Here is a 5,566-nt window from a genome sequence, read left to right as displayed (position 1 = left end):
CGCACGACCGGGAGCTCGAATTACCCCATCATCCTGCTGTTGACACTGTTGCCAGTCGCCGCCAGAGTCGCGTAGAGAACAACGATGTGTGACAGGGGAGCTAGTGACCATGAAGGCCGTTCGCATCAGTGCTGACAATGCCGCTCTAGCTGGCTTCGTGGGCACCAATCACTGCTCCTACTGGAGACCTGGACCGCGCGGTGTCGCAGGCGCCTGGTCGCGGACCGGGACCGGGCGTTTGCATCAGTTGTGGACACCTCTGACATGAGTGCTGCTTCGAGAACCGACACAGCCACCCCGTGGACCCAGTTGCTCGGATTCGCTGCCCTCGAAATCGCATTCCTCATGAGTGTTGGCACCGTGGTGGACCACAGCGCCGAGCATCGCACTTGGTGGATCGCCGCGGCGGTCGTCACCCAACTCGTCTTGGTAGGGGCTGGTGTCGGGGCATTCCGTCGGCGGAAGGGACACCAGGCTCGACGATCGCAGGAGTAGATGGGTTCTCCGCAGAAGAGTGCACCTCGGCATGAGGATGGGGCTCTGCGGCATAGACGTCCGGAAATGCCGCGCGCAGGATATTCGTCTTGACCATTCGGGAGTTCGCTCGCGTGCCAAGGATCGGATGCGGTCGGCTCCGGGGACTCAAAGCAGTACCTAGGCTGCGACCGTGACTAAGCAACCGTGGAAGCAATACAGCAAGGACTCCCTGCCGAGCGGCCTCGCTTACCCCGTGGGTCGAGACCTCATCCAGCATGAGCTCTCCCTAGCCGGAGCATCCGTCACTTCCCTGTCGTTCTCTCGACCGGACCTGCACAGCGGGGACTCTGTTCTCGACATCTACTGGAGCGGCGATGTGCCAAGGCGCGTGGCGGATGTCATTCCCCAAGATGGCTTCCTGCTCATGACCCTCATGGCGATCCCGTCGGCCGAGAAGAGGGCCATCGGCGACGAACTTCGTGACCGATGGATCGCGGCCGCAGCGAACTGGATTGCCGCTGTCGCGGATCGCGGTGACGCCTGGCGCTCGATGGAACATCGTTGGCTGCTCAGACGCACACCCGACAGGCTCAGTCTCATCGAAGCCTGAGCTTCCGCAAATGCCGCGATCCGGTGAGGGGACGCTGCGTCTCGTCCCACACTCGTGTCGCCGCGAAGCCGAGAGTTATAGGCCTTAGCCTCGGCGTATGTCAGGGGACCGGGCCTGCCCGGCTTCTCGGGGGCCGTCGAAGCTGCGAAGCGGTTGGTGGCTCCCCGCGGTGCTGTGGACCGCTGCCGTGACCGTCTGCGTCGGTCATTACGTCACTGCTCTGCGCGGTGGCGGGCCCGGTCGATTCCCGGACCTGTACGTATACCGGGGTGCGGTCGAGGCTCTGGCCTCGGGTGACGGCTTGTATGACTACACCGCTCCGAACGGCGACCCGTTCACGTATCCACCGATCGCAGCAGTGCTGCTGTCCCCTCTGGCGTGGGTGCCGCCACCGGTCATCGAGCTGGCGTGGTTCCTGGCCGAGGTCGCGGTCATGGCGTGGCTGGCGGTCGCGGTGGCCAACCGGCGCTATCCGCGGGATCGGTTTGCAAGGGCGGCGCCGACGATTGCATTGCTGCTGGCCGTGTCCGCGCCGATGGGCTCCATGGTCGAGTTCGGGCAGCTGAGCATCTTCGTTCTGGCCGCTGCCGCGGCTACGGTGTTCGGGCTGGCGGGCGGGCTCCCGTTGGGCGCAGCGGCCGCGGTGAAGCTGCTGCCGGGCGGGGCGGTGCCGGTGCTGTTCGCGCAGGGGCGCCGTCGCGAGGCGACGTGGGCGGTTGCCGCCTGTGTCGCGCTGACCATTGCCGGGTGGGTGCTGCTGCCCGAGGAGTCCGCCCGCTTCTGGCTGCACGAGTTGCCCTCCGGTGCGGGCTACGGTGACGTCTCGCTGCCGGGCAACCAGTCCGTGATGGGCGTGCTCTCCAGGTTCGGGCTGGGCCAAGAGCCTGCGCGGTGGTGGTGGCTTGTCCTGGTCGCGGCGGCGGTGGCGTGGGCGGTCCGGTCCGCTCGGCGGGTGCAGGCCAAGCTGGGGCTGGAGTCCCTGCTGCTGGTGGCGGCGCTGATCGTGCTGGTCGCGCCAGTGTCCTGGACGCACCACCAGCTGTTGCTCGCCTTGGCTGCGTTGCTGAGAGTGTCGCCGGATAGGTGCAGGCAGGCCATGTGGTCCGGGTCGGTGGTGGTGGTGATGAGCGTGAACCTGTGGAACGTTGGCCTACCGGGTCCCCTCGGCTGGGTGTTGGCCAACAGCAGGTTCCTGCTTGCCGTCCTGACGCTCTTCGTCGTGCCCGGCGTATCGAAGGCCCCGACGACGCGACCGGAAGATCAGCGGCCCGTGATCGACCTAGGCCCGGCGCCAGACCCCGACGTGCATCCTGTCGATGCGGTTTAGGTAGAGCCGCCACACCAGTTGTACGCGGGACGTCCGATCATGCCGCTGCTCGCGCGATCGTGCCGATGACAGCGCGCGTCGCCGTAGGGTTGTGGCATGGCAGCGGTCGAGTTCGATCCAGAAGGGGTGAGCCTCCACCTCAGCAAGGAAGAGTGGTGGTTCCTCAGTTCAGCGGCGGGTTACGTACTTCACGGCGATCGCATGCCGGAGCACGACTTTCGCAACATCTTGATGATGATGCCGGACGACGCGGAGCGACTCTTCGGCCAACTGAGTGACGCCGAGGTTGCGGCTCGGATCGCAGGAAACCATTGGGCTCCCCGCCCAAGCCCCAGTTCTGACTGGACGTAGCACCGAACGTCCGCATGTAGCCGCTTTCCGCGTGGTCGTGCCGATGTGACTGCGCAGCACGAAGCGCTGGGTCATGATGCAGCGTGATCACACACACTGACTTTGTAGACCAGCTGAAGGCCGAGGTTCCGGAGTCCAGCGGACTCGTTGCGGAGCACCTGGTCGACAACGACGAGCTGCTCCTCCATCTGCTCATGAGCGACCTCCTGCGGCTCGTGGCGAGCACATTCTCAGAGGGGCGCACCACGGTCACGGACCGCTTGTTGGCGTTCGTGGATCGTTGCCTTCGCGAGGGTGACGACAAGGTCGTCAACGCGGTCTGCGTTTCGTTCGTGGAAGGCTTCGGCGCCTACCCCGACGAGTCAGAGGCTTTGCTGAGCCGCTGGCCGTCGGCTCTGCGGGCCGAACTGGGTCGGTAGAGCAACGCACGCACATGCCGCGGAGTGCGTTCTCAAACCTCGATCTTGAAGCCCAAGTCATAGTCGCTTGCAGGGACGCCACCCGAGCCCCAGTTCTCGGGCGAGCTCTCGCGCAGCAAGATCGACACGTGGTCGTGAGGGATGCCGTGGACGGCAAGCCGCACGACTATCTGCCGGTACAGATCTCGCTTGGCCTCGATGGAACGACCGGAGAAACAGTCGATGGTGACTCGCATGTACGTGTCCGCGACGCCCTCGCCCAGACCGTTGACCATGGCGTGCGGCTCGAACTCCGTGAGCCGGATGAAGCGGTCGTCGTTCGGGATCTTGAAGGCCGCGACAAGCGCCTCGTGCACTGCGTTCATCAAGGCGACCTGCTGGTCAGGCGTGTACTTCCGGCGGACTTCGATCAAGGTGCTGGGCATGGATCCTTCTCGGTCTCGGTGCGGCCGCTCATGGTTCCACGGCCGGCTCCGGTTCGCATGCCGGGAGGGCGTTCGGACTTCGTACCGACGTCCGCAACTGCCGCACTGAGGACGGCTTCCGATGCGTCGTCAGCCGACTCGCCCAGAACGTCGCCAGCGCCGATAGCGTGGCGTCGTGCTTAGCGCATCGGCGGAGTCCATCTCTCGGGACCTCATGGAGTACGACGAACCCGTGGCAGCGCAGTGGATCCTGCGCTGCTCCGAAGACGAACTCGTGCGCATCTGCTCGGTGGCGGACTGGCTACTCCTGCACGGACCCGCCGCCCCGTCGGGAGCAAGCATGATGATTGTAAAGGCGTGCGCCCTTGCAGCCGTGTACGTCCAGGAGGGGCCAACCTCGGGACCTGAGGCGCTCGCGGCGGTAAAAGGTTGAAGGGCTTCCAACAGTGCCAACTCCCGGACGACGCCCGAACTACCAAGCGCAAATGGCCGCCCCTCGCCACTACGGCGTCGGCGAAGACGCACGAACCTTTTGGGTGCCCTGACGCGAACCTCGACCCATGATCAGGCTGGCGCTCCTTCGCCCGGTCATGCCGCGAGTCGCGCCCTCCTCAGAACTCGGTGCGGCAGACTCCAGACATGACAGCCGTGTCCAGCCGGTTACATCACCGCATCGTTCGCGACTTTCCGCAGGCCGGCTCGGCAGAAGAGGTGGTGCGCCTTCTCGCCGACGCTTCGGGTAGTGAACGAGTGCAGGCCGCGATCGTCCTGGCAGCGCGCGGCGACCTAGCGGAACTCAGACGCGAAGTCGAACTCGCGGCCGTCGACTGGCGAGACGTGCTGGTGAACGGCGGCCTTGCTGGTGACGACTGGCAGAGCGTTCTGACGTCCACACTCGGGCCAGACCAAACGTCCTGATCTGCCGCGAGCCGCGCGTAGTGGTTCCTCTGGCGGTTCCTGCTTCGCAAGCCACTGCTCCAAGCCGCGCCATGCGACACTCGCGCATGCCCACGACAACGACGGAGTCCGTCGAGCGGACAGGACGGTCGCGGCGCGGCCTACGGCTCAAGGTCGCGATCGCCATCGCGGGTGCCGTCCTGATCGCGGCCGCCCTGATCGGGTGGCACCTTTGGACTGATCGCCAACCCACGATCTACTCCGCGATCGACGCATACACCTCCGCCGTGGAGTCCGGGGAGCGATCCGCGCTCGAAGCGATCATTGCCGAGGGCCCCGGCAGCGGGGCGCTACTCGCACGTCACGTTGGAAAGCCGAGCGCGGTCACCGGCGTCACGCTGGAGATGAGCGTCTCGGCCGTGTGGTGGCAGGTCGAGGTGCGCTATGAACTCCCCGGCCAGGAGCCGGTCAGCGAGCACCTGTTGGTGCACCCACGGAGTGACTCGCCCGACCGCTTGATCGACTACGTGATCAGCCCGGCTCCCTGAGGAGCCCGTCGGCGGCCCGGCCGGCGACGTCCGAATCTGCCGCTTGCCGGACACTCGCGTGCGCCATGGCAAGGCGGAGTTCGAGGTCACGACCGTCCGAGTAGAGCGACCTGGCCCCTACGCTTCACCCATGCTGGAAATCGGTTCGCGTGCGCGCAGGCTGCCTGCGCCGCCCGGGGTGGTATGGGACTCACTTGTGCGACCACGCCAGCCCGAAGCCCGCGAGTGGCTCGACCTCTTGGCCGATGAAATCGAACCGCTGGTCCTCGACGCAGAGCAGCCCGCTCGGGTGACATGGTCCTCTCTTTGGCCCTGCAGGCCCAGAGACGAAGTGCACTTCGAGTTGACACGCGTCGGAAACGAGACGCTTCTCAGGTTCACTCTGCTATCCCCAGATGAACTTCCCGATGAGAGCAAGGTCGGCCACTTGCGACGGCGGCTAAACCAACTCCTGTTTCGCGACCTGCGGCTCTCGTACGGGCAGTAGCTGACCCGCCGACCTCACGCACATG

Annotated in this window: 7 protein-coding genes; 6 read left to right on the top strand and 1 reads right to left on the bottom strand. The window is 65.6% G+C overall.

The features are described from left to right. Positions 1–667 precede the first annotated feature (667 nt). The 4 genes from NR112_RS22155 (at position 668) to NR112_RS22140 (ending at position 3,184) form a co-directional block, all read left to right on the top strand. Positions 668–1,087 carry a hypothetical protein gene (locus NR112_RS22155; RefSeq protein WP_256796454.1) on the top strand — a complete coding sequence of 140 codons (420 nt, stop codon included), beginning with the start codon at positions 668–670 and terminating at the stop codon, positions 1,085–1,087. A 301-nt stretch (positions 1,088–1,388) separates the two neighbouring features. Next, positions 1,389–2,414, top strand: a complete 1,026-nt coding sequence (locus tag NR112_RS22150) for a glycosyltransferase family 87 protein (RefSeq protein WP_256796453.1) — start codon at positions 1,389–1,391, stop codon at positions 2,412–2,414. A 96-nt stretch (positions 2,415–2,510) separates the two neighbouring features. Next, the gene (locus tag NR112_RS22145; RefSeq protein ID WP_256796452.1) at positions 2,511–2,765 is read left to right on the top strand and encodes a hypothetical protein; all 255 of its coding nucleotides are present in this window, start codon (positions 2,511–2,513) and stop codon (positions 2,763–2,765) included. A gap of 83 nt (positions 2,766–2,848) precedes the next feature. Beyond that, positions 2,849–3,184 carry a hypothetical protein gene (locus NR112_RS22140; RefSeq protein ID WP_256796451.1) on the top strand — a complete coding sequence of 112 codons (336 nt, stop codon included), beginning with the start codon at positions 2,849–2,851 and terminating at the stop codon, positions 3,182–3,184. A 32-nt stretch (positions 3,185–3,216) separates the two neighbouring features. Here NR112_RS22140 and NR112_RS22135 read toward each other — a convergent pair whose 3' ends face one another. After that, the gene (locus NR112_RS22135; protein ID WP_256796450.1) at positions 3,217–3,609 is read right to left on the bottom strand and encodes a tautomerase family protein; all 393 of its coding nucleotides are present in this window, start codon (positions 3,607–3,609) and stop codon (positions 3,217–3,219) included. A gap of 639 nt (positions 3,610–4,248) precedes the next feature. Here NR112_RS22135 and NR112_RS22130 point away from each other — a divergent pair. Both NR112_RS22130 and NR112_RS22125 read left to right on the top strand, forming a co-directional pair. Further along, entirely contained in the window at positions 4,249–4,527 is a 279-nt protein-coding gene (locus NR112_RS22130) for a hypothetical protein (protein ID WP_256796449.1), read from the top strand. 86 nt (positions 4,528–4,613) lie between these two features. After that, entirely contained in the window at positions 4,614–5,054 is a 441-nt protein-coding gene (locus NR112_RS22125) for a hypothetical protein (protein WP_256796448.1), read from the top strand. The last annotated feature ends 512 nt before the right edge of the window (positions 5,055–5,566 follow it).

The organism is Terrabacter sp. Ter38, from assembly GCF_024519435.1.
In the GTDB taxonomy this organism is placed as follows: domain Bacteria; phylum Actinomycetota; class Actinomycetes; order Actinomycetales; family Dermatophilaceae; genus Terrabacter.
The sequence above is the reverse complement of the archived record's forward strand: the minus strand, read 5'-3'. Positions and strand labels throughout refer to the sequence as shown.